We start from the raw sequence: 24,920 nt of genomic DNA on the forward strand, positions 1-24,920 counted from the left end.
CAGCGCTGTCAGGCGTCTCATAGGGAGTCACAGATGGGTTCCTGTCCTTCTGACGCCCCCCGGCCGATGGGCAGACGCGCTGACTTCACGCCCTATCGTCTCGCGTCCCGCTTAAGGATTCAAGAATTCAAGGCGTAAGAGTCAGGTGCCAAGTTAGGACTTTATGCGTTAGTAAAAGCAAGAAGCAAGCCGGTCGATCCAGTGACGCATGAGGACACTCCTGAGCAGGCGACGCCCGCGGAGCCTGCGACGAGGCGCCGTGCGGGTCGCGGCTGGTATGTTTTTGGCGGATTCCTCTTTGTTTTTCTGGGCGGATCGGCGCTGCTCTGGTTCCTGCGCAAACCCGTGGCGGAGCAGGCCCTGGCGGCCTGGTGCGCCGAGCGCGACCTGCAGTGTGACGCAAAATTCACCGAACTGGACGCCTCCGGCATCTCGGTCACGGCGCTCAAGGTATCGGCTGGTAGCGCGGTGCCGGCCGAGGCGAGCGATGTGCACGCCACGCTGCGCTGGACCGGATTGTTCACGCCTGAAGTCACGGGCATCACGGTTAACGGCCTCGCCCTGCGCGGCACACTGGATGCGCGCGGGCTGAAATTTGGCGGGCTTGAGAGCCTCGCGCAGTCTGGCGGAGGCGGCGGCCCGGCGCCGCCGGTCGACATTCGCGGTGCCCGGATCGAACTCGACACGCCGGCCGGTCGCACGGGCGCGACGCTGGATTTCACGGGTACGCTGCCGCGCGACGGGTCCCTCTCGGTCAAACTGGACGCCGGCGAGCTTTCCAACCCCTTCGCGCGGGCAGACATTGCCGGCGGGCGGCTGGACGTCCGGGCGGTCAACGGCGTCGTGCAGGCCGAACTCGGCCTCACGGTGAACCAGGCGTCGGTGTCCGATTACAGCCTCGACGGATTCGACCTGATTGCGCGCGGCGACCTGAACGAAGATGCCAGCCAGCCGGCGGCCTTCGAATGGTCCGTGCGCGCCGCGCGCATTGCGTCCCCGGACCTGCGGGCGACGGACATCCGCACCAATGGCAGCGTCGATTTCACATCGCTTCCGGGGAGCGAACCGGCCAGCCTTCTCACCGAATTGGCGGGCGCACTGTTTGAAGGGGATGCTGCGAGCCTGACCGTTGGCGGTTACACGTTTGACCAGGCTCGCTTCAACGGGCAGCTGTCCGGCAGGGAAGGCGTCGTCTCGGGTCCGCTGATCGCGGAGACCGGCATCGCGACCGGGCCGGCCGGATCGGCCACCTCGATCGCGCTGGCCGGCGAGATGTCACGTCAGGCGTCCGGCGCGGCCGCTTTCGACGGCCAGCTGTCGGTTACCGGCGCCGCGCTGGACGCCGACTTGCGGGCGCGTGCGGGCGAGGCGTTCAGCCTGCCGGGCGTATTGTCCGCACACGTTGGATCGCTGCGCGCCGCGCTGGACCGGGCCTTGTCGAAGTTTGATGCCGAGGTGGCCATCCTCGCGGAGACGGACGGCAAGTTTGTCTCCGTTTCCGCGAAGGATGCCGCCACGCTGCAGGCAGCGTCGGGCCTTCGCCTGACGGTGACGCCGGATACCGGCACGCCATGGGTGCGGGTGACGCCGAAACAACTGCTGGCGCAAGGCGAAATCGCCCTCAGCGGCGGTGGCGCGCCGTCGGTCGCGCTGGATGTGGCGGCGTTCAGGGCCGCGCCGGGCAGCGTCACGCTGCAGGCCGATGCTTTTGATCTGGACAGCTGGTCTGTGGGCGGACGGACGCTCGCCGCGCGACTGCGCGGCATCCGGCTTGAGAACGTGCCGGCTGAACTCGTGCTTACCGGGGAAGGGCAGTTGTCGTTTGCCGGTGAAGTCGGCGGCGTAAATCTCGCCCGCACGACGCTGAAGGGCGGCTTGGACGCTGCGCGCGACGATACCGGTTGGCGCGTGCAGTCTGCCGGAGCGCCGTGTCTCGCCATCAACACGCAAGGCCTGACGCTGGGTGCCATTGCGCTGGCGCCGGCCGATTTCAGCGTCTGTCCCGTGAACGGACGGTTCATGCGGCAGGGGCCCGTTCCCGGCGGATCGGCCGTGCTCGGCGCTGTGTCCTTGCCGTTCACCATGGAATCGGGCGCCGGAACGTTGAACCTCGCGGGCGCCGCGATCGACTGGTCGGCGGCCAAGGGATTCGATCTGACAGTGCGCGCCGAAGGGCTCGACCTGCCGCTGACGCTGGGCGAACGTACACTGACGATTGCCGGCGGCTCGCCGCGCATCGACATCCGCACCGGGTCTGGGCCCGCCGCCATCGCGGCCCGCCTCGGCAAGACACAATTCGGCGGCACCCTCATCCCGGCCAACGTGTCGGCCAGCGCATTCTCGTTCGACGGGGTCAGCGCGGCCTCGGGTGTCGAGGGCAAGGTATCCGGTACCGGCGTGCTGATCACGGATCTCAATGAAGACCCGATCTATGCACCGATCACGTCTGAATTCGCCGGCACGATCGGCGACAACCGGCTCAGGATGACCGGCCCACTTGTGCTGAAGGCGCAGTCGGTGCCGCTCGCCGATGCGGCGGTCGATCTCGACATCATCAAGCTGGACGGCACGGCCTCGGTGATTTCGCGCGCCATCAACTTCCGGCCCGGCGCGCTGCAGCCCGACATGATCTCGGGGCGGCTCACGGGTCTTTTCACCGAAGCATCCGGCAGTCTCGCCACCGATGCGCGTTTCGTCATCGAGGGCGGCGACATTGCAGGGACGGCTGTCGTACAGGTGCGCGATTTCGGATTCCAGACTACGCGCCTCGGCCGGGTGACGGGCGTCAACGGGCGCGTCTATTTCGAAGACCTGATGGGGCTCAGCACGTCGCCCGCGCAGGAGTTCAGGCTGGCGAGCGTCAATCCGGGTATTCCGCTCACGAACGGACGGATCGTGTTCGACCTGCGCGAAGGCGAGACCTTGCACCTCGATACGGTGACTTTCCCGTTCGGCGGCGGCAAGCTCGCGATCGCGCCGTTCGACTGGGCGCTGGCCGGCGGCCTGAACGAGCAGACTGTCAGCGTGACAGCAGACAAGATTGATTTGTCGCAGCTGGTCGAGGTCTTGAAGGTGCCGGACACGACGGCGACCGGTACGGTCAGCGGCTCGTTCCCGATCGAGTTCAAGGCCAACCGTGTGCTGATCAAGGATGCGCGCCTGAAAGCCGACGACCCTGGCGGCCGGCTGTCCTATACCGGCGGCGCCGTGGACGCCGCAGCCGGGCAGGACGCGAATGCCAGCCTCGCTTTCGACGCGCTGCGCGACCTGAAATTCAACGTGCTCGAGATCGGCATCAGCGGCGACCTCGCCGGCGACATGCGCGCCGACCTGCTGCTGGCCGGCGAGAACATCAAGCCGCTGCCGCTCGGCAACAAGATGACGTTGCCCGCCGGGCAGGCGTTCGAGTTCGCGATGGGCTTCGACCTTCCGATCGGAAAGTTGATCGAGAACAATCTCGGCCTCGTCAGCCAGCAGGATGTCATCGATGCCACGATCGAACTGCTGAATACCCAGCGCGCCGAGGAGGCGAAAACCGCTCAGGACCCGCCAGCTGAATGACGGGCAACAGGCCGGTCGATTGACGTTAAGCCGGGCCGTGTCATTGTCTCGTCTGGAAAACAGGAGTCTGCCGTCATGGCCTACCAACGCATCCTGCTTGTCGCGGCAAGCGCCGCCGCTCTGGCGGCCTGCACGCCTACCGTGCGGATCGAGCCATCCGACAAGCCGATCAAGATCGATCTCAATGTGAAGATCGACCAGACCGTGCGAATTCAGCTCGACCGCGAGGTTGAAGACCTGATTTCGTCCAACCCAGACCTGTTCTGACCGCGACGCCGGGGAGACATCCAATGACCGCCATTCGCACCCTTCTCATCAGTATCAGCCTGGCCTTTGCGGCCTTTGCCTTCGCCCCGACCGCCTCGGCCGGCGATCCGCAGATCGACGCCGCCATCTCGGCCGGCCAGGTCGGCGAGCGCATCGACGGCTACCTCGGTGTGGTTAGCTCGGCCGACGCTGCTGTCACCCGCAAGGTGCAGGACATCAACAACCGCCGCCGCGCGGTCTATGAAAAGACCGCCAGCGAGAACAACACGACCGTGCAGATCGTCGCCCAGCTGGCCGGCGAGAAGCAGATCGCGAAGCTGCAGCCCGGTGAGTACTTCATGGACGCTTCGGGCGTCTGGGCTCAGAAGTAATTTTGGCTTGTGTCGCGCCCGCCGGGCCTTAGCTTGGCGGGCGCATGACACGCACACACATCTTCTGGATATTCGCGGCCTTCGTGGCCCTCGGGGCGCTCCTTTGGGGCGCGACGCAGTTTTGGGGCGGCATCGGCTCCAGCCTGTCCGGCCATGGCTGGTTTGCCTACATCCTCGGCGGCGTCCTGACCCTCGGCCTCTCGGTCGGCCTGTTCGCCCTCAGCTTCTACAGCTCCCGCCACGGGCACGACGATATCGACCCGCCGCCGGGCAGCTGACCAGCGTTTCGGCGGGTCTGTTAACATCCTGTCACTCAGGCTTGATTGACACGCCGGGCGGAGCACCCGATTCTGAGGCATGGCTGGATCCAAAGACGGGCTGAAACCGATGAACCTCGATCACGCGCGCTTCGCGGCATACCTCGCCGCACGCCTATGTCATGACATCGTCTCGCCGGCGGCGACCATGTCGCTGTCGCTGGAGATGCTCGACAGCCCCGGCAGCCCGGAAGAAAAGGCGCACAGCGAGCGCACGCTGCGGGAAGGCGCCCAGAGCGTCGCGGCCACGCTGCAGTTCCTGCGCTATGCCTTCGGCTCGATGGGCCTGCAGCCCGGCACCGCCGATGCCCATCAGTTCAAGAAGCTCACCGACGACTATGTCCGCTTCCAGAAGCCGAGCCTCGAGTGGGACCTTGCCACGACCGAGCTTGGCTATGGCCATGCCCGGCTGATCATGAACCTTGTCCTGGTTGGTCTGACCGCCACGGTGCGCGGCGGCGTCATCCATATCCGGGTGCGCGAGGAAGGCGGCGTGAAGAATGTCGTGGTCACCTGCAAGGGAGACCGGGTGGTTCTGAAGGAAGACGTGGCCAAGGGCCTCGCCGGCGAGGAGCCCGAAAACGGCTGGCGCCCGGAAAATATCCAGCCGCTGTTCACGAAACTGACCTGCGACGGGCTTGGCGGCACTCTGCATGCCAAAACCACGCCGGACGGCGTCGTTTTCATGGCTACGGGCCTGCGCCAGCAGTCTTCCTGAGCCAAAACGTAAACATTCCGGTCAGGGTTTGTTAATATCTCTGAGGCACCCCTCAGGGTGTAGGAAACTCAGGTCCAGCGGATATTCGCCCCATGAAGACGTGCCTCATCGTGGACGACTCGCGGGTTGTCAGGAAGGTTGCGTCGAGGATTGTCCGCGACCTCGGCTTTGTAGTGACCGAAGCGGCCGAAGGCTCTGAGGCGCTGAAAATGTGCCGGGAATCCATGCCGGACGCCGTCATACTCGACTGGAACATGCCGGTGATGAACGGCATCGACTTCGTCAAGGCGCTGCGCCGGGAAGACGGCGGCAAGGCGCCGCGCGTTGTCTTCTGTTCGATAGAGAACGACGCCGGCCACATCCAGGAAGCCCTGCGCTCGGGCGCTGACGAGTTCATCATGAAGCCGTTCGATGCCGATATCCTGGAAAGCAAATTTGCCGAAGTCGGCCTCATTTGAAGCCTTTCTTAACATTGGGCGGCCTAACGGTAACTTTTGAGGCGCCCGCAGCCTCCCGCCGGAGCAGCGTATGCAGGACACCGTATTCAACGCCCTCGCGGACCTGGCCCTGAACGCCTCAGGCCAGGCGATTCCGGCGTCGAAAGCCTACCTCATGGAGGCCCGCCTCGCCGGCATTGCCCGCCGCGAAGGCTTCGGCAGCCTTGACGATCTCGTCCACTGCCTCGAGTCCCGGCAAAATCCTGTTTTCCGCGCCGAAGTGGCCTCTGCGCTGCTGTCGCGCGACACCTGGTTTTTCCGCGAGCAGGGGTCTCTGGAGTCCCTCGTGCGCAGCAAGTTGCCGGAGCGCGTGACCGCCTCGCCTACGGGCCGCATCCGGCTCTGGTGCGCCGGCGGCAGCACGGGGCAGGAAGCCTATTCGCTGGCGATGCTGCTGGAGGACGACCTTCCGGTCGGACTCACCGGTGCCAAGATCGAAATCCTGTCGACCGACCTGTGCAAGCAGGCGACCGAGAAGGCCCGTGTCGGCACCTTCAATCACTACGAAGTCCAGCGCGGCCTCTCGATCCAGCGGCTGCTGAAACACTTCACGCGCCTTGATTCCGGCGACTGGCAGGCGTCCGAAGCGCTGCGGACGCGTACCAGTTTCCGCCAGCACAACCTGCTTGAACCGGCCGGCGGTCTCGGCAAGTTCGATATCATTCTCTGCCGCAATGTCCTTTCCGGCATGGCGCGGTCAGCGCGCGCCCGGGTTGCCGAAAGCCTTGCCAACCAGCTCGCGCCCGGCGGTCTGATCGTGCTCGGCGACGGCGAGAGCCTGTTCAGCCTCACCGACCGTCTCGAGCCGGCGAGCGACGTGCGCCTCGGCTGGGTCGCTGCCGGCACTGCCAACGCCAAGGCCAGCGCCGCCTGAGGCCTGCTCTCGCGTTCGCGCACAATATCCCCTATATGCGCCGCTTCCAGCCAGCTGCTCCGGGCCTTGAACCCGGTGGGAGTGAGAGATGACGACCGATACGACGTGGCCTGAAGGCCGCCTGAACTCGCTTGGGTTTGCCAAGCCGCCCCACATGACCCGCGTGGTCGCTGCCATGTCCGGCGGCGTGGATTCGTCCGTGGTTGCCGCGATGCTCAAAGCGGAAGGCTATGACGTGATCGGCATCACGCTGCAGCTCTATGACCATGGCGCCGCGATCGAGAAGAAGGGCGCCTGCTGCGCCGGGCAGGACATCCACGACGCGCGCAACGTCGCCGACCAGATCGGCATCCCGCACTATGTGCTCGACTACGAGTCGCGCTTTCGCGAGCAGGTGATGGAAGACTTTGCCGACACCTACCTCGCAGGCTCAACGCCGATCCCGTGCATCCGATGCAACCAGACCGTCAAGTTCTCGGACCTCCTGCGCACCGCGAAGGAGCTCGGCGCCGATTGCCTCGCCACGGGGCACTACATTCGCCGCGCAGAGGGGCCGCATGGCCCGGAACTTCACCGCGCCCGCGATGCGAGCCGCGACCAGTCCTATTTCCTGTTCGCGACGACGCGCGCGCAGCTGGACTATATCCGCTTTCCGCTCGGCGACCTTCCGAAGACGGAGGTTCGCGCGCTCGCCGAAAGGTTTGCGCTGCCGGTCGCTGCCAAGCCGGACAGCCAGGACATCTGCTTCGTGCCGGAAGGCTCCTACGCCAAGGTCGTCGAGAAACTGCGCCCCGGTTCAGGCCGCGCAGGCGAGATCGTGCATCTCGACGGGCGCGTTCTGGGCACCCATGAAGGCGTCATCAATTACACGATCGGCCAGCGACGCGGTCTCGGCGTCGCCGTGGGCGATCCGCTGTTCGTGGTGAAGATCGACGCGCCGAAGCGGCGTGTGCTTGTCGGCCCGCGCGAGGCGCTGATGACGCGCGGCCTGCTGCTCGAAGAACTCAACTGGCTGGGGAAGGGCGACCTGCTCGCCGCGGCCGGCGCCGGCGCGCGCGTGCTGGTGCGCGTTCGCTCGACCCGTCCGCCCGTGCCCGGCCATCTCGGCTATGAAAGCGGCCAGCCTGCGGTGTTTTTCGATGTGCCGGAAGAAGGTGTCGCGCGCGGCCAGGCGGCCGTGCTGTATGACCCGGACGGCGGCACACGCATCCTCGGCGGCGGTTTCATCGCGCAGGCGCTGCCGGCGGATGAGCGGGTGGCGGGAATTTAGTTGACGCTGCAGCTTCGCTGGGTAGCGTCCGGCCGAGCAGTGCGGGGGTAACCATGGGCCTGAGTTCGCAATTGTCGGAATTCCTGCTGCGCAAGGCAGAGGCGCAGGGCGCGCCCGTGCTGGACGTGCGGTTCGAGCCGGACCTTCCGACCCGCATCCTCGATGCGGACGAGCCGCATGACGCCGCCGATGCCCTGTCGGAAAGCGCCAATTCGGAAGGGCAGACCTTCGTGATCGGGTACACCAACTCGCAGGGCGTCCATAGTTCGCGGCGCATCGTCATGCGCGCGCTCAAGCGCACGTCCGACCTGCGCATCCTGCTGGTCGCGCGGTGCGCCGAAACGCGCAAGATGATGGGATTCCAGGCCGACCGGATCCGCTATTGTGTCGACATCAACGGCGACAGGCACGAGCCGCCGGCGACCTTCCTGGCGGAAATCTTCGGGCTGGACCCCGTCGATGCCCGGCTGCTCGCGTCGGAGGGAACAACCGTCATCGCCACCTGGCCGCCTGCCGACCAGACCTACAGCCTCCTCCGGGAACAGCTGCGGCATGAGCTGACCCTGCTGGTCGCGATGTCGGAGAGCGACGGGCAGGTCTCGCTCACCGAATCCGAAGCGATCGTGGCCTATGCGCGCCAACGCGCGACGACCTACGGCATCGACATCGACGCGCACCGCCTGCACATGCTGCAGGGCTTCATCCGCCGCCTGCGGCCCACGCCGGAGCAAATCAGGGCCTCGATCGACGACGTGAACGCTCGCCCGGCGCAGGCGCAGCTGGATGTGCTCGCGGCGTGCAATGAGGTGATGCTCGCCGACGGCGACGTGCGCGCCGAGGAACTTGCCCTGCTTGAAGAGATCCGCAGCGAGCTGCTGAAAGGCTGACCCTAATCCAGCCAGTCCGGCGCTACAGCGCCGCCGCTAAAGGCCGGGGCGGGAAAGCGCTCCAGCAGCTTCGCGACGATGAGGTCGGCCACCCTGTCGGCCTCGCGCAGCGGTTCGTACGTCCACTGATCGAGCGCGCCGGTGAAGTGGCGCGCGGCGCCGTGCTTGATGAGGCTGTCATGCAGCTGGGTGAACTTCGCGCCCTTGCCTTCGAGCGGTGCGATGTGGACGGGCAGGCCATGCCAGGCCGCTTCCGACAGCATGTTGGCGCTGTCTTCCGTGACGATGGCAGCCTTGGAGAACATCAGCCAGGCGAGATAGGGGTTCGGCCCATCCTGGGGGCCGGACCAGAATTCGCTGCCTGTTTCATCCGCCATTTTCCGGAACTGTGCGACGATCTCGATCGGTGTACGGCGGGACGTTGTCAGCCGAAGGCGCCAGCCCTGCGCGGCGAGCGCACGCAACTGGGCGTCGAGACGGTCTGCGGCGGCGGGCGTGAAGGTGTGCACCTTGGAATTTCCGCCGAGTACCACAATCGCGGTCGGGCGGGTTTCGTCTGCCAGCGGCGCGAAGGCCTGGCCGGCCGTCTCCAGCATGTCCTCGCCGAAATAGGCGGGCGAGCCGACGGTCGTCACGACATTCGGGCCGCGCAGCCCGTCATGCTCGGGCACCACCAGCATGTCGAAGTTGGAGGCGTCGATATAGGGATCCAGGATCTGTACGGTGAAGGTCTGGCCACCCGACCGTTCACGGACGAGTTTGGTGAAGGCAGCCGAGCGCCGGCCCGCTGCGATCCAGACTGTCGGCCAGGGCGGCGAAAGAAGCCCGCGCTGCGGCGCGGGGAGAGACGCGAGCGGCGCGGGCCAGCGGTCCGCCGGCAGCCAGGTCCAAGGTGCGCGCGGGCTCAGCACGATCGGCTCGGCGCGGTGTGCGGCGCCGGTGATGTGCGCAATCCGCAGCCAGCGGCCGGGTTCGCCGAGCGCCTGGACCAGCGCGCGCACCTGCGACGCATTGCCGGCGCGGCCATCCGAGACCGCCCAGATGGAAGGCCCGAGCGTCCTCGTGGGCAGCCCCATGGGCGTGCTCCTTACTTATAAACGACTTTCGCGATCTCGTAGGCCCGTGCGCCGGACGGCGCCGAGACTTCGGCTTCATCGCCTTCTTCCTTGCCGATCATGGCGCGGGCCAGCGGCGAGGTCACCGAGATCTTGCCCTCTTTCACGTTCGCCTCGTCTTCGCCGACGATCTTGTACGTGGCTTTCTCTTCGGAATCGACGTCGATGATCGTGACGGTCGCGCCGAAACGGATCTTCTTGCCGCCGAGTTTGGTGACATCGATGATGTCAGCGCGCGCAAGCTTGTCGTCGAGCTCGCTGATGCGGCCCTCGATGAAGCTCTGCTTCTCTTTCGCGGCGTGGTACTCAGCGTTCTCTGACAGGTCGCCGTGCGAACGCGCTTCTGAAATGGCCGCAATGATGGTCGGACGCTCGACAGACTTGAGCACCTTCAGCTCAGCCTGAAGCGCGGCATGCCCCTCGGCAGTCATCGGTATGCGTTCCATCGTGAGTTTCCCTCATCTTGCGCGGCTAAAAAGCGTGGTTTCAAAAAACAATCGCGTCAAGTGGGGCTGTCTCAGGTGGTTTGCAAGGCGCGAACCGAGATTTCCTGTGTTTTCATGCTGGCGATCGCCTGAACCGAGGCAATCGAAGCGGCAAGCGTTGTGAAATAAGGGATTTTACGGGCCACGGCCGTGCGCCGGATGGACCCGGAATCGGCGAGCGAGGCGGCGCCTTCGGTCGTGTTGAACACCAGCTGTACGTCGCCGTTGATCATCGCATCAACGATATGTGGCTGGCCTTCCAGCACCTTGTTGACCCGCTTCACGGGAATGCCCTCGGCTTCCAGGTGCGCGGCCGTGCCGCTGGTCGCCAGGATGGTGAAACCCATGTCGGAAAGGTTTCGGGCGGCTTCCACCGCGCCCGGCTTGTCGTCGTCGCGCACCGAGATGAACACGGTACCTTCCGACGGCAGGCGGATGCCGCCGCCGAGCTGGCTCTTCAGGAAGGCCATGCCGAAATCGTCGTCCCAGCCCATGACCTCGCCGGTCGAGCGCATTTCCGGGCCAAGCTGGGGATCGACGCCGGGGAACCGGGCGAACGGGAACACGGCTTCCTTGATCGCGATGCGGCGCGGGTTTGCGTTGCGCAGGTCAAAGTCCGTCAGCGGACGGCCGGCCATCACCTTGGCGGCAATCGCGGCAATCGGTGCGCCGACCGCCTTTGCCACGAAGGGCACGGTCCGGCTGGCGCGCGGGTTGGCTTCGAGGACGTAGATCTCCTCACCCTTCACCGCGAACTGGATGTTGATCAGGCCGCGGACATTCAGGGCGCGGGCGAGGGCAATGGTCTGCTCGGCAAGCCGGCCCTGCAGGCTGGGGCTCAGCGTGAACGGCGGCAGCGCGCAGGCCGAATCGCCCGAGTGCACGCCGGCTTCCTCGATATGTTCCATGATGCCGGCCACATGCACGTCGCGGCCGTCACAGATGGCATCGACATCCACCTCGATGGCGTCCGACAGGTAGCGGTCGATGAACAGCGACTGGTCGCCGGAAACCAGCAGCGCTTCGGCGGCGAACTTGCGCAGGTCCTCGTCGGTGCGGGCGATCTCCATGGCCCGGCCGCCGAGCACGAAGGAGGGGCGCAGCATGACCGGGTAGCCGATCTCGTTGGCCTTCACTTCGGCTTCCTCGACGCTGCGCGCGGTGCGCGACGGCGCCTGCTGGATGCCGAGATCATCGAGCAGGCGCGCAAACTGCTCGCGGTCCTCGGCGAGATCAATCGACGAAGGCGTCGTGCCGAGGATCGGAACCTTCTCGCCATAGAGCGGGCCAGCAAGTTTCAGCGGCGTCTGCCCGCCGAACTGCACGATCAGCCCGAGCAGCTCGCCGGCCGATTGTTCGACATGCACGATCTCGAGCACGTGCTCGATGGTCAGGGGTTCGAAATAGAGGCGGTCGGACGTATCATAGTCCGTCGACACCGTTTCGGGGTTGCAGTTGACCATGATCGACTCGATGCCGAGGTCATCCATCGCAAAGGCGGCGTGGCAGCAGCAATAGTCGAACTCGATACCCTGGCCGATCCGGTTCGGGCCGCCGCCGAGGATCATGGCCTTCTGGCGCGTCGAGGGCTTCGCCTCGCAGTCGGGCGCGGACTGGCCGAAGGCGGCGTGTTCGTACGTGGAATAGAGGTAGGGCGTCTTGGCGGCAAACTCGGCCGCACACGTATCAATCCGCTTGTAGACCGGGCGCACGCCGAGCGAATGGCGCAGGCCCCGCACCCAGCCTTCGGCTTGCCCGACCAGTTCGCCAAGCCGCTTGTCGGAGAACCCCTTCGATTTGAGCTCGATCAGCTCGGCCTTGTCGCGCGGCAGGCCGTTCGCCTTGATCCGGGCTTCGGTTTTCACGATGTCCTCGATCTGGCGCAGGAACCAGGGGTCAAACGAGGTCACGGCCTGCACGTCCTCAACGCTCAGGCCCATGCGGAAGGCTTCGGCGATCACGCGCAAACGGTCCGGGGACTGAACACCCAGCGCCTGACGCAGCGCGGATTCGGTCTCGAACGGCATGTCGTTGAGGCCCGAGAGCCCCGTCTCGAGGGAGCAGAGCGCCTTCTGCAGGCTTTCCTGGAAGCTGCGCCCGATGGCCATGGCTTCGCCGACCGATTTCATCGCGGTCGTCAGCACCGGCTCGGCGCCCTTGTATTTCTCGAAGGCGAAGCGCGGGATCTTGGTGACGACATAGTCGATCGTCGGTTCGAACGACGCCGGGGTCACGCCGGTGATGTCGTTGTCGAGTTCGTCCAGCGTGTACCCGACCGCCAGTTTCGCGGCGACTTTGGCAATCGGGAACCCGGTCGCCTTCGATGCCAGCGCCGACGACCGCGAAACGCGCGGGTTCATCTCGATGACGATCAGGCGCCCGTCCTTCGGGTTCACGGCAAACTGCACGTTGGAGCCGCCGGTTTCCACGCCGATCTCGCGAAGCACCGCGATCGAGGCGTTGCGCATCACCTGGTATTCCTTGTCGGTGAGCGTCAGCGCCGGCGCCACGGTGATCGAATCGCCGGTGTGCACACCCATCGGGTCGATGTTCTCGATGGAGCAGATGATGATGCAGTTGTCCGCCGTGTCGCGGACCACTTCCATCTCGTATTCCTTCCAGCCCAGCAAGCTCTCGTCGACGAGGATCTGCGCGTTCGGCGACGCGGCGAGGCCGGAGCGGCAGATCTCTTCATATTCCTCGACATTGTACGCGATGCCACCGCCGGTGCCGCCGAGCGTGAAGGCGGGGCGGATGATGGCCGGCAGGCCGACCGAGTCGAGTGCGTCCATCGCAGCCTTCAGGCCGCTGATCCGGTCATAGCCCTTGATGCGACCGTCGGGCCCGCGGATCTCCGGCGAGGCGACGATTGCGGCGCGCGGGTTTTCGAGGCCGATCCGGTCCATCGCCTCGCGGAACAGCTTGCGGTCTTCGGCCATCTCGATGGCTTCCGCTTTCGCGCCGATCAGCTCGACGCCGTATTTCTCGAGAATGCCCGCATGGTGGAGGTCGAGCGCGCAGTTCAGCGCGGTCTGTCCGCCCATCGTCGGCAGCAGCGCGTCGGGCTTTTCGATGGCGATGATCTTCTCGACGATCTCCGGCAGGATCGGCTCGATATAGGTCGCGTCCGCCAGCTCCGGATCGGTCATGATCGTTGCCGGGTTCGAGTTCACCAGGATGACGCGGTAGCCCTCGGCGCGCAGCGCCTTGACCGCCTGCACGCCGGAATAGTCGAACTCGCAGGCTTGCCCGATGATGATCGGGCCGGCGCCAATAACGAGGATCGAGGAGATATCTGTGCGCTTCGGCATGGGGCTCTCTCCTCGGGGCGGTCAAACGGCTGGCGTATAGCGGGGAGTCGGGGCCGGGGGCAAGCGCTGGACTGGCCAGCGACCTGCGTCAAAAGAAATGTCCCCGCCTGCCGGAGCAAGCGGGGACACTCACAGCCCTGCTGGAAAGTGGGGGTTACCAGCGGCGGCTGTCGTAGGGGTAGCGGTCATAGGCGTTGGCGTAGCCGTCACCATCCGAGTCGCGTTCGTCTTCCTGGTCCTTCACGCCCGGAAGGTCGCAGTCTTCCGATTCCGAGCAGCCTTTGGCTGCACCGGCCGCGCCGCCGAGAACGGCGCCGATCGCAGCGCCCTGTCCGGCATCACCGTCGCCGACATTGTTGCCGATCACGGCGCCGGCAATCGCGCCGCCAGCGGCGCCATAGGCGGCATTGCGTTCGGTCACGCCTGTGGACGTACACGCGCCCAGAACAAGCGCAGTTGCGCCAACGGCGGCAATCTTGAGGTAAACCAACATGGGTCGCTCCTTTCCTCTGTTCGTGGGAAAGAAACGTCCGGCCGCAAAGGCGGTTCCGGTCTATTGCAAGGTTGTCAGGTCCAGCGCTTGGCCAATCGTTGACTGATCATGTCAACGTCATCGCGCGCCGTTCCTGCATAGCCGGTCACCACGTCTGCGACGAAGGGATTGTCCTGACGTTCCTGACCAAAGGTGGACATCGGACCATGCCCGGGAACGAAGCGCATCTGGTCGCCCAGCGGCCAGAGCTTGCCGGTGATGGAATCGATCAGCTGCTGGTGATTGCCGCGCGGAAAATCGGTGCGCCCGACCGAGCCCCGGAACAGCACATCACCCACGAAGGCCAGGGCGCCTTCCTGATTGTAGATCACGACATGGCCGGGCGTATGGCCGGGGCAATGCGCCACGCCGAATTTGTTGCCGGCGAGTTCGAGCACGTCGCCGTCCTCCAGATAGCGGTCAGGCGTCACGTTCTTGCCGTCGGTGATGCCATAGCGCGCACCCTGCGCTTCGATCTCGTCGAGCAGCCACTGGTCGTCCTTGTGGGGGCCGATGATCGGGCAACCGGTACGTTCGGCCACCTGGGTGGCCGCGCCCGCGTGATCAAGATGCCCGTGCGTCAGCCATACGGCGACAATCTTCACGCCGAAATGTTCGGCCGCGCCCATCAACCGGTCAATGTCGCCGCCCGGATCGACGAACACGCCTTCCTTCGTCTCGCTCGACCAGATCATCGATGTGTTCTGTTGCAGCGGCGTCACCGGAATGATCCGGATTTCGAGTTTCGCGGCAGGGGTCTGTTCGCTCATGCGTCCAGACATAGCGACGCCGGCGGCCGTTCGCAAACCCGCTTTCCCTCCTCCTGCCGCTCGGTTATCAAATCCGCTTGGGCGAGGGCGCCGGGAAAGACTTGAATGGACCGTGCAGGTGATCGCATTCGTTCGAACGGCCTTGGCGACGTTCTGGGCGGACGCTTCGGCATCCTGCTGGTCGCCCTGGCCGGCATCTTCATCTATTGGCAGGCCAACCAGAAGGACGTGCCGTTCGCCCCGGGCAAGCGACAGCTGAACACCCTGTCCATCGACCAGGAGGTCAAGCTCGGCGCCGAATCCTATCTTCAGATCCTCCAGCAGGAACAGGGGCAGGGCAACGCGGTGCTGTGCGCCGACGAAGCCAGTTGCCGCGGCGATTCGCGCACGCTGACCGAAACGGTGCGCGAGATCGGTGCGCGCCTGCAGGCCGCAGCGCTCGAACTCGAGAACGAATACCGCGCGCAGGGCTACGACATGCCTGAGGTCGTGAAGAAGTTCGACTGGACTTATTACGTGGTCGACTCAGCGACGCCGAATGCGTTCTGCCTGCCCGGCGGCTACGTCGCCGTCTATACCGGCATCCTCGACATCACCGGCAACTACGACAACCGCGTCACGCTCGACGATGTGCGCGATGTCGACAAACTCGCGGTCGTCATGGGCCATGAGATCGGTCACGCGCTTGCACACCACGGCGCCGCGCGGATGAGCACCCAGCAGGTCTTGCAAGTCGGCCAGATGGCAGTCGCCGTCGGCCTCGGCGACATGAGCGCCACGCAGCAGCAGGTCGTCATGCAGGCCTTTGGTGTAGCGGCGCAGGGCGGCTTCCTCGCCTTTTCGCGCGAGCACGAGACGCAGGCCGACAAGATCGGCCTCGATCTGCTGGTGCGTGCCTGTTACGACCCGCGCGAGGCGCCGGAGCTCTGGGAGCGGATGGGCGAAATCGGCGGCGGCCAGCGCCCGCCGGAATGGATGAGCACCCACCCCGCCTCAGCAACGCGCGCCGAGAATTTCCGCAAGTGGATGCCGGACGCGATTGCCGAGTACGAATCCCGCTGCGGTCCGCTACGCTGAGCGGAACGGAAAACGGCCCCCGCGGTGACGCGGAGGCCGCTCAAGGGCCATTCCCCTGAATCGGGAGACGCGTGCGCCCCCCACCCTTGGGAAGGGGTCTAGCGGGGCGAACCTGAACAACATGCAACGCCGCACGGCCGTGCCGTTACGCGCCGGCGTGTTCCGGTGGAGTGCCGCCTGGCCGGGTGGTGATCAACTCCTCCAGGGCGGTTACGAGTTCCTTCTCGTTGACCGGCTTGCGGCAGACATAAGCGCCCTCATACCGGCCGGAGAGGTTCACGAAATCCGCCATCGCCGTGTTGAACACGAACGGGATACCCTTGCGCTGCAAGGTGTCCGCCACCGGCAGGACCGTCCGGCCGCTGATGTTATAGTCGAGAATCGCAACGTCGTATTCGCCGGCTTCGGCTTCCGCCAGGGCCGTTTCGAGGTCCAGGCACACGGACGCGCGCGCGCCGCGGCTCAGCACGACATCTTCCAGATCAAAGGCGATCAGCGCTTCGTCTTCGACGATCAGGATTTTCTTTTCTTTGAGCATGCTGACATAACTATCAATCTTCGGGTGCGTTCCGGCCCTTCAACGCACCGTGATTATCGATTGGCAGTACCAGACTTATTTGCAGGCCTGCCGGGTTCCAGTCCCGAACGCTTTTGCCGCACAATTGGGCCAGCGACAAATTGATCATACGGCTGCCAAAGCCATCTTCGCCGACAGGACCGCGATTCGCGTCCGCCACGCAAATCTCCTTCCATTTCAGGGTCATTTCGCGCCCCTTTACAGTGTCGCCAACAGCCCAGTTCACGTTGATGTGACCACCATCGGCCGACCAGGCGCCGTACTTGACCGCATTGGTGGTCAGTTCGTGCAGGATCATGCCGAGTGGGGTGACATGCTGGGCGGTCACGATGACCGGCGGGCCCTCCGCTGTCAGGGTGCTCGTTCCGGTCGCCTGCGCTGCAACGATCATGGCGATCAGTTCTTCCACGGAGGTCTGCTGCTGCAGGTCCAGCGAGGTCGTCAGCGAATGGGCCCGCGAAAGGGCATGCACCCGCTCGCGGATCTTCGCGGCGGCAACGCGCACATCGGTTTCCTGACGCGCCGTGGCGCTGATGATCGACTGAACGATCGAGAACAGGTTCTTGACGCGGTGGCTGAGTTCGCGCGCCAGCAGGTCCGTGCGTTCGCGCTCATCTGCCAGTTCGAGGGCATGCTGTTCCACCCGGTCCAGCTTCTGCGCCCGGCGCAGGTTGCGGTAGGCGAGACCGAACCCGGCCAGCGCCAAAGCGGCCAGAAGCGACATCGCCCAGGCCCGCATCTTGCGCATTTCGAGCGCCTTCGCCCGCGATGTGGCCAGGATAGTCTCTTCCTCGGCGACCAGTTGGGCCGTAACTGCCTGCAACTCGGCCATGAGCGCGGCGCCGGAATTGGTGCGCACGAGTTCGAGCGCGCCTTGCGCGTCGCCTGTGCGGAACAGCTGGATGGTTTGCGCGAGCTCGGAGGTCTTGGCCTCCGACACGCGTTTGAGTGCGGCGAGGTTCTCCTGCTGAGACGGCGAGATGCGCGGCGCGATCAGCGCCTCAAATGTGCCAAGCCGCGCCTGCAGGTTTTCGACGCCTGACTGGTAGCCTTGGTAATACACGTCTTCTCCGGTCAGGAGGTAGCCGCGCTGCCCCGTTTCGGCTTCCAGGGCCTGGGTCTGCAGCTGGCTGAGTTCCGCCAGGACCTCGCGCGATTTGAGCGACTGCTCACGCAGGCTCTCTTCTGCGCCCGCTGCAAGCAGCACCATCACCACGCTCGCGGTGAAGGCCGCCAAGCATGCCAGGAGCAAGGCGCCCAAAAGGGAAACGTGTGACTTCATGTAGACCCGAATTTCTGCCTCAACGCGCCGGCAACAGAAGGGTTCCCGGCGATTGGAAGATTTTTTTGAGTTTGAGCCGGACGCCCGCGCCGTCACGATTGCGCGACCTGCGCTCGACAAGCCGGCGGCGCCCGGTAGCATGGCCACCGAGCCGACGGGGACATGGCATGCAATCGATCTACTGGGTGCTGACCTGGGCCTGCCACCGAAAATGCGTGCACTGCTATGATGATCGCTTCCGTCCCTATGTCCGGGGCGCGCTCGACGCGGTCGTGGGTGAAGGAAGGCGCGCCTACGACGCCATCCTCGCCAATCTCCCGGATGACATGACCTGGACCGACGCAGCGGGCGTTCGCCAGCCCACAACCCTGATCCTGGCAGGTGGGGAGCTGTTGATCGACGGGGTGCGAGAGGAGCTGTTCTATCCGGTGCTCGAAGCGATCCGCCGGCGCTGGCCCGAGGCGCCGCCGCGCCTGTCGATGCAGACCACCGGCGACGTGCTGCAACTTGCCTATCTCGACGACATGCTCGCCCGCGGCGTCACCACCATCGCGATCGCCTCGATCGACGACTATCACTCCGGCATGAAGGGCGAGCGCAAGTTCCGCTTCATGGATCGTATCCGCGCGATGATGGCGGAGCGCGGCGTGCGCGAGGTCTCGCTGGGCGGCGCGAAGAGCGACAAGCTCAAATCCCCCGATCCCGCCGCGCGCCCGCGCAGCGGCGAGCCGACCTTCCTGTTCTTCGGAGCGCAGGAAGATCTGTGGATCGGCGAACTCTGGCCGCGTGGGCGGGCTTGGGCGAACGGGCTGTCGAATGCGGGGTATTCGACGAACTTCTGCGCGCGCTGGTCCGGCGCGAAAAACTTCCTGAAGATGCACGAGGCCGGCAGCGAAATCGCGGTCGAGCCGGACGGTTCAATCTATCCCTGCTGCCTCAAGACGAAAGCGCCTCTTGGCTCGCTTGCGGAAGAGCGCCTCGGTGACATCCTCGGCAGTGTCGCCGCCCTTCCGGCCATCCGCGCCCTCAACGAGGGCGATCCTGAAGGTATGGGCCTCGCCAGCGGCTGGAGCCGGGATGCGTTCCGGGCGAAGTCGTCCTCGGTCGACGGCGCTGGCCGCACGGTCACCAATCCCTGTCTCGGCTGCGACCGGTATTTCGAGGAGCATCTCTCCGCCGACCTCGCCGCCTTGCGTACCGCGCGGCTCGCACAAAAGAAAACCGCGCAAGCGGCGCCTTGAGGGCAGCTTGCGCGGTTATCGGTGCAGTCCGGTCCCGCGAACGGGCCCCACCCAGCCTGCAACCTGTAAGTGAGCTGAAAAAAAGCTGTCTGTGCCTGCGAGAGAAGCAGTTACGCATTTTTCATACCACTGGTATGAAAGTGCCTCAAGGGGCAAATGCATGGCCAAACGCACCTCTGAACAGGCTGCCGAAACGCGTGAGGCAATTCTCGCCGCGGCCCGCGGCCTGTTTGCCGAAAACGGCTATGCCGGCGCCAGCATCGCCGCGATTGTCGAGGCGGCCGGGGTAACCAAGGGCGCGCTCTTCCACCACTTCGACTCGAAGGAAGAGGTCTTTCTCGAAGTCTGGAGACAGCTGCAGATCGAAATGGATGCCGAGGCACGGGTCAAGGCCGTCGCCAGCCGCTCGCGCACGGACGTCTATGCCGCCTTCCTGGCCGGTTGCCGGGTGTATCTCGACTGGTGCGCCCGCCCGGACTACCAGCGGATTGTACTGGTCGATGGCCCGGCCGTTCTCGGCATGGAGCGCTGGCACAGGCTCGATTTCGAGCTCGGCAGCGATAACATGACCCGGGGAACGGAATTCCTCGCCAAACAGGGGCATTTCCCGATCGAGCTTGCCCGGCCGGCCGGCATCATGTTGCAGTCGGCGCTGAACGGCGCCGGGTTTGCCATGTCGGCCGAACACCCTGTCATCACCGCCGATCAGGCGTTTGAAACCTTCGAACGCCTGTTGCGCGGACTTCACTGAAAGCGGGCGTCAGCCCTTGCGCAGGATGAACTCGCGGTCGGTCGTCGCGCCGACCTTGAACCCGTACTCGCCGACCTTCTTGAAGCCTTGCGCCTTGTAGATCGCCTGCGCCCGGTGGTTCTCGCTCCACACGCCGATCCATTGCGGCGCGTCGCCGTAGCGCGCGGACAGGTGATCGAGCGCCAGTGCCAGCAACTCGCCGCCAAGCCCGCGTCCGTGGTGGGAGGCCGTCACATAGATGCGCTTCAGTTCGCCCTGGCAGGACGGATCAGCCTCCGCATGCGGCAGCCCGACGGGGCAGGCCTGCACGTAGCCAACCGGTGTGCTGCCGTCCCAGGCGATGCGCCAGAACTGTCCGTCGCCGGACATTTCCGCTGCCAGCTTCTCAGGCGCATACGATGCATCGAGAAATGCGTTCAGGTCTTCCGGAGAATAGAGATGTGCGAACGTCTCGCTGAAGGTCTGCGCGGCCAGTGCCGACAGGGCGGGCAGGTCGCCATGGATGACGGGCCGGATTTCGAGCAAGGGATCAGACTTCTTCCAGGAGTTCAGGATAATTGTTGCGCACGTTGCCGACCGCATTGCCGATCGGCCAGGCCATCATGTCTTCGTTGGGGAAGGGCTCGAACAGGGGCGTGGGATCGCCCTTCGCCGGATCAAGCCACCAGCCATAGTTTTCCGGCGACAGGATCACCGGCATCCGGTCATGGATACCGGCGGTGAAGTCATTCGGCTTCGTCGTCAGGATCGTGAAGGTCTGCAGTTCCGAGCCATCGATCAGGGCAGCGTCCCACAACCCCGCCACACAGAACCAGCGGCGGTTCTTCAGCTTGAAGGCAAATGGCGTCTTGGTCTTTCCGCTCACGGACCATTCGTAATAGCCGCTGATCGGTACGAGGCAGCGCTTGTGCCGGAAAGCGCCGCGGAACACCGGCTTCTCCGCCGCCGTCTCGGACTGCGCATTGATGGTCGTGAACTTCTTCTCCGACAGCGGCTTTGTCCACCAGGACGGCACCAGCCCCCATTGCGCCGGCACCATTTCACGCGCGCGAGTCACCTCGTTCAGGCGCACGATCGGATGGATCTGCGTCGGCGCGGCATTGTAGGTGGCCGGCGGCGGCTCCACGCCCTCCGGTGGCTCGTCCATGATGTTGAGCGCGGCGTAGTATTCAGCCCAGGTCACACCCTCGCGGAAGAAGCGGCCGCACATCTGCGGGCCTACTTGCCCCGGTGCTGGCGCATCAGGCCGGCAAATCGCTCGAACAGGTAGAAGCTGTCCTGCGGGCCGGGTGAGGCTTCCGGGTGGTGCTGCACCGAGATGATCGGCTTGCCTTCCACGGCGAGGCCCGAGTTCGTGCCGTCAAACAGCGACCGGTGGCTCTCCGCCACGCCCGGCGGCAGCGTATCGACATCCACGGTGAAGCCGTGGTTCATCGAGACGATCTCGACCTTGCCGGTCGCGAGGTCCTTCACCGGGTGGTTCGCGCCGTGATGGCCTTGCGCCATCTTCATCGTCTTCGCGCCGAGCGCGAGGGCGAGCATCTGGTGGCCGAGGCAGATGCCGAGGATCGGGATACCCTTGGCGATCAGGGTGCGGATCATTTCTCCGGAGCGCACATAGGTGGCCGCCGGATCGCCGGGGCCATTCGAAAGCACCACGCCATCGGGGTTCAGGGCAAGAATGTCCGCCGCGCTCGCGTCGCCGTTCAGCACGGTCGCGCGGATGCCGGCGCTGGCGAGATTGCGCAGGATGTTCTTCTTCACGCCGAAGTCGACCAGCACCACATGGAACTCGGCATTACCCATCGCGGCATGCCCGGCGCCCGGCGCCCAAAGGCCTTCGGTGTGTTCGAACGACTCGTCCTGCACCACGTCCGCCGCAAGGTCGGCATTGTCTAGGCCGGCCCAGGCCTTGGCGGCGGCGACCAGCGCGTCGAAATCGATCTTGCCCTCTGGCTGGTGGCAGATCGCAGCCTTCGGCATGCCCAGTTCCCGGATGCGCTTGGTCAGCGCGCGCGTGTCGACGCCCGAGAGGCCCACGATGCCCTTGCGGGCGAGCCAGACGCCGAAATCCTCGGTGGCGCGCCAGTTGGATGGCGCCGTGATCGGCTCCCGGAAGATCGCCCCGCGGGCGGCGTCGGCGGCCGGGGCGGTCGAGTCTTCATTGTCTTCGGGGTTCGCGCCGACATTCCCGATATGCGGGAAGGTGAACAGCACCAGCTGCTGGGCATAGGACGGGTCGGTCAGGATTTCCTGGTAGCCGGTCATTGCCGTGTTGAAGCAGAGCTCGCCGGTGCGCATGCCGACCGCGCCCGCGCCGTGCCCGGCGAATACGGTTCCATCTGCCAGCGCAAGGGCGCCTGTGGCTGAGTCCATATCTTGATTCTTGCTCACGGAAGGATTACCTCAGCGCGTTCAGTCTGGTTGACTTGCCGTTAACCAGTCTGGCTAAAACTTGGCCGCTTATTGGGGCTGAGTCTCTGCATCGTCAAGCAAAGTGCTGGGCATGCGGGTGTAGAAAGGCATAGGACGGCATGGGCCGCGAAGACGTGTCAGCATGTATGGGGCTCAGGGCCCGCATTCTACAGGCACTCAAGGACGAATCCGAATCCATCGGCGACGAGACGAAGCGGGCAACCCTGCGTCTGATCGAATGCGCGATCCGTGATCGGGACGTCTGCGCGCGCGGCCGGGGCCAGGGGGCAGGCTGTCCGGACGAAGACGTGCGCCGCGTGCTCGAAACGCTGGTCGCCCAGCGCGAAGCCTCCGCTGACGAGCATGACGACGAAGGCCGTATCGAAGACGCCATCCGCGAGCGCGAGGAAATCGCGATCATCCAGCAATACCTGCCCAAGCCTCTGGCCGGCAAGGCGCTGGACATCGCGGTGAAGCAGGTGATCGAGGACATCGGCGCCACCAAGCTCACAGACCTTGGCCGCGCCGTTACGGCGCTCAAGGAGCGTTATCCCGGACTGATCGAGGCTGCGAGCGCCGGCAAGGCGGTCCGCACGATGCTCACCCGGGCCCGGTAACCCGCCGCGTCTACATTTCAGCCGTTCCGCGTGGGCCACGCCCGCGCTAAGGTTAATTCATGAGCCAGGGCGTCCGCATTCCTGACGGCTTCGTGGAGGAGCTGAAAGCGCGCATCCGTCCATCGGACGTGATCGGCCGCAAGGTGAAGCTCACCAAGAAGGGCAAGGAGTGGGTGGGCCTCTCGCCCTTCACCAACGAGAAGACGCCGAGCTTCTACGTCAACGACCAGAAGCGCATCTTCAAGTGCTTCTCCTCCGGTACCGGCGGCGACGTCATCAACTTCATCATGGAAACCGAGCGGCTGTCCTTCATGGAAGCCGTCGAGAAACTGGCCGAAGAAGCCGGGATGCAATTGCCCAAGGCGAGCCCGCAGGCCGCCGAGGAATACGATCACCGCAAGCGTCTGGTGGCCGCCTGCGAAGCCGCCGCCAGCTGGTTCGAAGACCGGTTGCGCGCCAGCGAAGGCACGGCGGCGCGCGCCTATCTCGATGCCCGCGGCCTCGATCCCGCCGCCTGGGGCCGCCACCGCCTCGGCTACGCGCCGGACGACTGGCGGCGTACCCGCGCGCACCTGCATGAGCTGGGCTTCACCGACAAGGAACTGATCGAGACCGGCCTGATCCGCGAAAGCGACAAGGGCGGCGAGCCGTTCGACTTCTTCCGCGGCCGGTTGATGTTCCCGATCACCGATGTGCGCGGCGCCGTCATCGCTTTCGGGGGCAGGGGCCTGACCCCGGACGCCAAGCCGAAATACCTGAACTCGGGCGATACCGAACTCTTCCACAAGTCGACCATTCTCTACCGCTACCGCGCTGCCCGCGAGGCGCTTGGCGGCGGCGAAGGCGGCGGCCTGATCGTCTGCGAAGGCTACATGGACGCCATCGCGCTCGCTGAAGCCGGCTTTGGCCAGGCGGTCGCGCCGCTCGGCACGGCGCTCACCGAGGAGCAACTCCAGCTGATCTGGAAAGCCGGCCCCGAGCCGGTGATGTGCTTCGACGGCGACAAGGCCGGCCTCGGCGCTGCCTACCGCGCGCTCGACCGGGCGCTGCCGTTCGTCGAGCCGGGCCGGTCGGTCTTCTTCGTGCTGCTGCCGGACGGGATGGACCCGGACGACCTGATTCGCGCGCGCGGCGCCGCGGCGATGCACGACCAGCTGCAGAACCGGCTGCCCTTGTCTGAGCTGCTCTGGCGGCGCGAACTGGCAGCCGAACCGCTCGACACGCCCGAGCGCCAGGCCGGCCTCGAAGCTCGCCTGATGGCCGCGTGCGCCCACATCCGCCACGGCGCGGTGAGAGCCGCCTATGAGCGCGACCTGAAGGCCCGGCTGCGCGATCACATGTGGGCGCTGCGGGACGCAAAGCGTAGTAACAGCTACAGGAAGGGCAGGCCCGGTTCGGGACAGGTTCCCGCGGAAGGCGAGCCCGCCCAGGCCGAGTTGAAACAGGGCCCGCCCGCCAAGCTGCGTGGCCTCGGCGCCCTCGTGCGCGCCATCGACAGCCCCTTCCTGCTGGCCCTCGGCACCGAAACGCTCGCGGAATGTGCGCTGGCCGACGCCGATGTCGCCAAAATCCGCGATGTGCTGCTCGACTTCGCAAATGCGGGAAAGCCTATTGACCGGGCAGGGCTGACCGCCCATTTAACGCAAACTGGGTACATGCGTGCTGCCAGTTTGCTCAAAGATTATCCCGTAACGTCTCAGATAGCGGCCGATGGGCCCGAGGCACGGGAGTGGCTGATCGCCCTCGAGCAGTATGTGGCACATGGACGTCCCGGCCAGGAAAACCCCGGCTCTGGCATGGATGATGCGAGCGGGGGAGCCTCGACGTCGCCTTCAGGTTGGCGGAGACGGCACCAAATGGTCGCGGAACGACGGGCCCTCAAGGCCCGCATGAACGAGGCAGCAGGAAAGCGCGGCGACAGCTGACGGAACGGCGACAGGCAACGGACGCAGGGCGGCAAGAGGCGGCCCCCTTCGTCAGGGAGA

At 65.3% G+C, this 24,920-nt stretch carries 24 protein-coding genes; 14 read left to right on the forward strand and 10 right to left on the reverse strand.

Going from position 1 to position 24,920, the window contains the following annotated elements:
• The first annotated feature begins 345 nt into the window (after positions 1-345).
• The 9 genes from IPK75_09320 (at position 346) to IPK75_09360 (ending at position 8,762) form a co-directional block, all read left to right on the forward strand.
• Positions 346-3,561 carry a YdbH domain-containing protein gene (locus IPK75_09320; protein ID MBK8198558.1) on the forward strand — a complete coding sequence of 1,072 codons (3,216 nt, stop codon included), beginning with the start codon at positions 346-348 and terminating at the stop codon, positions 3,559-3,561.
• Positions 3,562-3,636: 75 nt separating this feature from the next.
• Positions 3,637-3,828, forward strand: coding sequence for a YnbE family lipoprotein (locus IPK75_09325; protein MBK8198559.1), 192 nt, complete (start codon positions 3,637-3,639; stop codon positions 3,826-3,828).
• 23 nt (positions 3,829-3,851) lie between these two features.
• Entirely contained in the window at positions 3,852-4,199 is a 348-nt protein-coding gene (locus IPK75_09330; protein MBK8198560.1) for a YdbL family protein, read from the forward strand.
• Positions 4,200-4,243: 44 nt separating this feature from the next.
• Positions 4,244-4,477, forward strand: coding sequence for a hypothetical protein (locus IPK75_09335; GenBank protein MBK8198561.1), 234 nt, complete (start codon positions 4,244-4,246; stop codon positions 4,475-4,477).
• Between the two features lie 79 nt (positions 4,478-4,556).
• Complete coding sequence (locus tag IPK75_09340) at positions 4,557-5,234, forward strand: hypothetical protein (protein MBK8198562.1); 678 nt, start codon at positions 4,557-4,559, stop codon at positions 5,232-5,234.
• A 92-nt stretch (positions 5,235-5,326) separates the two neighbouring features.
• Positions 5,327-5,692, forward strand: a complete 366-nt coding sequence (locus IPK75_09345; protein MBK8198563.1) for a response regulator — start codon at positions 5,327-5,329, stop codon at positions 5,690-5,692.
• A gap of 70 nt (positions 5,693-5,762) precedes the next feature.
• Positions 5,763-6,605, forward strand: a complete 843-nt coding sequence (locus IPK75_09350; protein ID MBK8198564.1) for a protein-glutamate O-methyltransferase CheR — start codon at positions 5,763-5,765, stop codon at positions 6,603-6,605.
• An 88-nt stretch (positions 6,606-6,693) separates the two neighbouring features.
• A complete protein-coding gene (mnmA, locus tag IPK75_09355) occupies positions 6,694-7,875 on the forward strand; it encodes a tRNA 2-thiouridine(34) synthase MnmA (protein ID MBK8198565.1) in 1,182 nt (393 codons plus the stop codon).
• A 53-nt stretch (positions 7,876-7,928) separates the two neighbouring features.
• The gene (locus IPK75_09360) at positions 7,929-8,762 is read left to right on the forward strand and encodes a hypothetical protein (protein MBK8198566.1); all 834 of its coding nucleotides are present in this window, start codon (positions 7,929-7,931) and stop codon (positions 8,760-8,762) included.
• Positions 8,763-8,764: 2 nt separating this feature from the next.
• Here IPK75_09360 and IPK75_09365 read toward each other — a convergent pair whose 3' ends face one another.
• The 5 genes from IPK75_09365 to IPK75_09385 form a co-directional block, all read right to left on the reverse strand.
• Entirely contained in the window at positions 8,765-9,838 is a 1,074-nt protein-coding gene (locus tag IPK75_09365; protein ID MBK8198567.1) for a mitochondrial fission ELM1 family protein, read from the reverse strand.
• 11 nt (positions 9,839-9,849) lie between these two features.
• Positions 9,850-10,323: a transcription elongation factor GreA gene (greA, locus tag IPK75_09370; protein ID MBK8198568.1), complete on the reverse strand. Its 474-nt coding sequence runs from the start codon at positions 10,321-10,323 to the stop codon at positions 9,850-9,852.
• 71 nt (positions 10,324-10,394) lie between these two features.
• A complete protein-coding gene (gene carB / locus IPK75_09375) occupies positions 10,395-13,673 on the reverse strand; it encodes a carbamoyl-phosphate synthase large subunit (GenBank protein ID MBK8198569.1) in 3,279 nt (1,092 codons plus the stop codon).
• Between the two features lie 154 nt (positions 13,674-13,827).
• The gene (locus IPK75_09380) at positions 13,828-14,166 is read right to left on the reverse strand and encodes a hypothetical protein (GenBank protein ID MBK8198570.1); all 339 of its coding nucleotides are present in this window, start codon (positions 14,164-14,166) and stop codon (positions 13,828-13,830) included.
• Positions 14,167-14,240: 74 nt separating this feature from the next.
• On the reverse strand, positions 14,241-14,975 hold the full coding sequence (locus tag IPK75_09385) for an MBL fold metallo-hydrolase (GenBank protein MBK8198571.1): 735 nt from the start codon (positions 14,973-14,975) through the stop codon (positions 14,241-14,243).
• A gap of 105 nt (positions 14,976-15,080) precedes the next feature.
• On the opposite strand from IPK75_09385, the gene IPK75_09390 reads away from it, so the two are divergent.
• Entirely contained in the window at positions 15,081-16,052 is a 972-nt protein-coding gene (locus IPK75_09390) for a M48 family metallopeptidase (protein MBK8198572.1), read from the forward strand.
• 145 nt (positions 16,053-16,197) lie between these two features.
• Here IPK75_09390 and IPK75_09395 read toward each other — a convergent pair whose 3' ends face one another.
• Together IPK75_09395 and IPK75_09400 are read right to left on the reverse strand one after the other, a co-directional pair.
• Positions 16,198-16,590: a response regulator gene (locus IPK75_09395; GenBank protein ID MBK8198573.1), complete on the reverse strand. Its 393-nt coding sequence runs from the start codon at positions 16,588-16,590 to the stop codon at positions 16,198-16,200.
• 13 nt (positions 16,591-16,603) lie between these two features.
• A complete protein-coding gene (locus IPK75_09400; protein ID MBK8198574.1) occupies positions 16,604-17,866 on the reverse strand; it encodes a CHASE3 domain-containing protein in 1,263 nt (420 codons plus the stop codon).
• 212 nt (positions 17,867-18,078) lie between these two features.
• On the opposite strand from IPK75_09400, the gene IPK75_09405 reads away from it, so the two are divergent.
• Positions 18,079-19,152: a radical SAM/SPASM domain-containing protein gene (locus tag IPK75_09405; GenBank protein MBK8198575.1), complete on the forward strand. Its 1,074-nt coding sequence runs from the start codon at positions 18,079-18,081 to the stop codon at positions 19,150-19,152.
• A 160-nt stretch (positions 19,153-19,312) separates the two neighbouring features.
• A complete protein-coding gene (locus tag IPK75_09410; protein MBK8198576.1) occupies positions 19,313-19,903 on the forward strand; it encodes a TetR family transcriptional regulator in 591 nt (196 codons plus the stop codon).
• 9 nt (positions 19,904-19,912) lie between these two features.
• Here the strand turns inward: IPK75_09410 and IPK75_09415 are convergent, their stop codons facing one another.
• From IPK75_09415 to carA, 3 genes are read right to left on the reverse strand one after another with little or no spacing between them, the layout of a single operon-like run.
• Positions 19,913-20,485, reverse strand: a complete 573-nt coding sequence (locus IPK75_09415; GenBank protein MBK8198577.1) for a GNAT family N-acetyltransferase — start codon at positions 20,483-20,485, stop codon at positions 19,913-19,915.
• Positions 20,433-21,113, reverse strand: coding sequence for an SOS response-associated peptidase (locus IPK75_09420; GenBank protein MBK8198578.1), 681 nt, complete (start codon positions 21,111-21,113; stop codon positions 20,433-20,435). The genes IPK75_09415 and IPK75_09420 overlap by 53 nt, the downstream gene beginning before the upstream one ends.
• A gap of 8 nt (positions 21,114-21,121) precedes the next feature.
• Positions 21,122-22,279 carry a glutamine-hydrolyzing carbamoyl-phosphate synthase small subunit gene (carA, locus tag IPK75_09425; GenBank protein ID MBK8198579.1) on the reverse strand — a complete coding sequence of 386 codons (1,158 nt, stop codon included), beginning with the start codon at positions 22,277-22,279 and terminating at the stop codon, positions 21,122-21,124.
• A 185-nt stretch (positions 22,280-22,464) separates the two neighbouring features.
• Here carA and IPK75_09430 point away from each other — a divergent pair, with 185 nt between their 5' ends.
• Complete coding sequence (locus IPK75_09430; GenBank protein ID MBK8198580.1) at positions 22,465-22,935, forward strand: GatB/YqeY domain-containing protein; 471 nt, start codon at positions 22,465-22,467, stop codon at positions 22,933-22,935.
• Between the two features lie 59 nt (positions 22,936-22,994).
• Complete coding sequence (locus IPK75_09435) at positions 22,995-24,860, forward strand: DNA primase (protein MBK8198581.1); 1,866 nt, start codon at positions 22,995-22,997, stop codon at positions 24,858-24,860.
• The last annotated feature ends 60 nt before the right edge of the window (positions 24,861-24,920 follow it).

The organism is Acidobacteriota bacterium (assembly GCA_016712445.1).
Taxonomy (GTDB): domain Bacteria; phylum Pseudomonadota; class Alphaproteobacteria; order Caulobacterales; family Hyphomonadaceae; genus Hyphomonas.

What these genes read in the sequence shown, in the direction of transcription:
- IPK75_09420 (MBK8198578.1), bottom strand. Translation starts at nt 21,113, where the DNA reads ATGTGCGGCCGCTTCTTCCGCGAGGGTGTGACCTGGGCTGAATACTAC.
- IPK75_09410 (MBK8198576.1), top strand. Translation starts at nt 19,313, where the DNA reads ATGGCCAAACGCACCTCTGAACAGGCTGCCGAAACGCGTGAGGCAATT.
- carA (MBK8198579.1), bottom strand. Translation starts at nt 22,279, where the DNA reads ATGGACTCAGCCACAGGCGCCCTTGCGCTGGCAGATGGAACCGTATTC.
- IPK75_09430 (MBK8198580.1), top strand. Translation starts at nt 22,465, where the DNA reads ATGGGGCTCAGGGCCCGCATTCTACAGGCACTCAAGGACGAATCCGAA.
- mnmA (MBK8198565.1), top strand. Translation starts at nt 6,694, where the DNA reads ATGACGACCGATACGACGTGGCCTGAAGGCCGCCTGAACTCGCTTGGG.
- greA (MBK8198568.1), bottom strand. Translation starts at nt 10,323, where the DNA reads ATGGAACGCATACCGATGACTGCCGAGGGGCATGCCGCGCTTCAGGCT.
- IPK75_09335 (MBK8198561.1), top strand. Translation starts at nt 4,244, where the DNA reads ATGACACGCACACACATCTTCTGGATATTCGCGGCCTTCGTGGCCCTC.
- IPK75_09330 (MBK8198560.1), top strand. Translation starts at nt 3,852, where the DNA reads ATGACCGCCATTCGCACCCTTCTCATCAGTATCAGCCTGGCCTTTGCG.
- IPK75_09325 (MBK8198559.1), top strand. Translation starts at nt 3,637, where the DNA reads ATGGCCTACCAACGCATCCTGCTTGTCGCGGCAAGCGCCGCCGCTCTG.
- IPK75_09360 (MBK8198566.1), top strand. Translation starts at nt 7,929, where the DNA reads ATGGGCCTGAGTTCGCAATTGTCGGAATTCCTGCTGCGCAAGGCAGAG.
- IPK75_09395 (MBK8198573.1), bottom strand. Translation starts at nt 16,590, where the DNA reads ATGCTCAAAGAAAAGAAAATCCTGATCGTCGAAGACGAAGCGCTGATC.
- IPK75_09385 (MBK8198571.1), bottom strand. Translation starts at nt 14,975, where the DNA reads ATGAGCGAACAGACCCCTGCCGCGAAACTCGAAATCCGGATCATTCCG.
- IPK75_09390 (MBK8198572.1), top strand. Translation starts at nt 15,081, where the DNA reads ATGGACCGTGCAGGTGATCGCATTCGTTCGAACGGCCTTGGCGACGTT.
- IPK75_09365 (MBK8198567.1), bottom strand. Translation starts at nt 9,838, where the DNA reads ATGGGGCTGCCCACGAGGACGCTCGGGCCTTCCATCTGGGCGGTCTCG.
- IPK75_09350 (MBK8198564.1), top strand. Translation starts at nt 5,763, where the DNA reads ATGCAGGACACCGTATTCAACGCCCTCGCGGACCTGGCCCTGAACGCC.
- IPK75_09405 (MBK8198575.1), top strand. Translation starts at nt 18,079, where the DNA reads ATGCAATCGATCTACTGGGTGCTGACCTGGGCCTGCCACCGAAAATGC.
- IPK75_09340 (MBK8198562.1), top strand. Translation starts at nt 4,557, where the DNA reads ATGGCTGGATCCAAAGACGGGCTGAAACCGATGAACCTCGATCACGCG.
- IPK75_09415 (MBK8198577.1), bottom strand. Translation starts at nt 20,485, where the DNA reads ATGCGGTCGGCAACGTGCGCAACAATTATCCTGAACTCCTGGAAGAAG.
- carB (MBK8198569.1), bottom strand. Translation starts at nt 13,673, where the DNA reads ATGCCGAAGCGCACAGATATCTCCTCGATCCTCGTTATTGGCGCCGGC.
- IPK75_09435 (MBK8198581.1), top strand. Translation starts at nt 22,995, where the DNA reads ATGAGCCAGGGCGTCCGCATTCCTGACGGCTTCGTGGAGGAGCTGAAA.
- IPK75_09380 (MBK8198570.1), bottom strand. Translation starts at nt 14,166, where the DNA reads ATGTTGGTTTACCTCAAGATTGCCGCCGTTGGCGCAACTGCGCTTGTT.
- IPK75_09345 (MBK8198563.1), top strand. Translation starts at nt 5,327, where the DNA reads ATGAAGACGTGCCTCATCGTGGACGACTCGCGGGTTGTCAGGAAGGTT.